This window comes from Erwinia sp. PME.40.26/001, assembly GCF_055556675.1.
On sequence record NZ_JBVHNP010000392.1, the window covers coordinates 1 to 241 of the forward strand.

The window sequence follows — 241 nt, forward strand, 5'->3', positions numbered from 1 at the left end:
TGGTCGAAGCCGAGATTGAACAGCAAGTTCCAGATCGTCGCCACCGTCGCCGAGACGACGCCGATGACGCCCATATGGGCGACCGGCTGATTGAACAGCCAGGCCGCTGCCGGCGTGAAGATGGCGATACCGATCAGTTCGAACAGGACTGCGTGCCTGATCCGGTCGGAGAAGGAACGCATAGACATTTTGAAAACCCTTTCTTGTCGTTGTGATCGGGTTTCTATCTGATATTGTGGGA

At 55.6% G+C, this 241-nt stretch carries 1 protein-coding gene; it reads right to left on the reverse strand.

Annotation, left to right across the window (positions count from 1 at the left end):
* On the reverse strand, positions 1 to 188 hold a 188-nt coding region (locus tag ACZ3HG_RS24670), incomplete at its 3' end, for a chlorhexidine efflux transporter (protein ID WP_465335147.1).
* Between the last annotated feature and the right edge of the window lie 53 nt (positions 189 to 241).